Source organism: Microbispora sp. NPDC049633, assembly GCF_040675265.1.
Classification (GTDB): Bacteria; Actinomycetota; Actinomycetes; order Streptosporangiales; family Streptosporangiaceae; genus Microbispora; species Microbispora maris.
The window spans coordinates 1-1,025 of sequence record NZ_JBFAOO010000443.1; the positions used below are offsets into that span (position 1 = coordinate 1).

Sequence of the window (1,025 nt, forward strand, 5' to 3'; positions counted from 1 at the left end):
TGCGTCAGGCGGATGCGTTCATGGCGTTGCTGGAGGAGAAGATCGCCGCCGAGCTCCTGGTCCTGGTCAACGCCGAATCCCTCCCCACCGACCCCACCGACCCCGCCCCCGACCCCGGCCACCCCGCAAGCGCCAACTACCCCGAGAGCGCCGACCACCCCGAGACTCCTGAAGACACTCGGACGACCAAGGACACCCAGGCCGCCGGGCACACCGAAGACATCCAGGCTGCCGGGCACACCGGAAGCCCCCGGACCACTCGGGACACCGAGGAAGCCGATGCTGCGGCAGGTGCCAACCCCGGAACCGATGCCGATGTAACCGCCGAGAGCACCGTCGAGAACGCCGACCAGAGCGACGCCAACAGCGCCGACCCGGCGACAGGGCCCCGTGACGTGCAATCCAGCGATGGCGTGACCGGACGCGCGCAGGCGACGAGCAGCCAGCGGAGCGAGTCGCAGCAGAGGGAGTCACAGGGGAGCACGTCGCAGCGGCAGGAGTCGCACTTGCGGGAGGCATGGTGGGGCGAGTGGCACTCGTCTGATCCTCCTGGGGACACCTGTGCCCCTCACACCCACGCCGGGTTTCGGCCTGCGGGGGAGGTCCGGCATGGGCCGGGAGGCACGAAGACCCCGTCCGGCACGTCCGAACCAGAGCCGGGGGCGCCCGGTGCCCGGGGATCAGAGCCGGGGTCGCCACCGGGAGCGGAGTCCGGAGGGCTGTCCGGGGCGCGGCTGGGCACGGTGTTGGGTCCGCTGTTGGGGACGGCGCCGGGGTTGTTGCTGGCGACCGGGCAGGTGCTGCCCATCGCCGGCGTGCACCGGCTGGCCCGCACCTCCACCCTGGTGCGTCTGGTGATGGACGCCGACGGGCAGGTGCTCGACATGGGCCGCAAGGTCAGGTTGGCCACCCCGGCCCAGCGGCGGGCCGTCTTCGCCCGCTACGCCACCTGCTGGATCGACGGCTGCCCCCTGCCCGCCACCAAGTGCCAGATCGACCACGCCGACAACTGGAGCACCGGCGGC

1 protein-coding gene is annotated in these 1,025 nt (G+C 72.1%); it reads left to right on the forward strand.

From position 1 onward, the window contains the following. Positions 1 to 20 precede the first annotated feature (20 nt). Positions 21 to 1,025 (forward strand): DUF222 domain-containing protein (locus AB0J39_RS39750; RefSeq protein WP_363474401.1); only part of this gene is annotated, 1,005 nt, incomplete at its 3' end.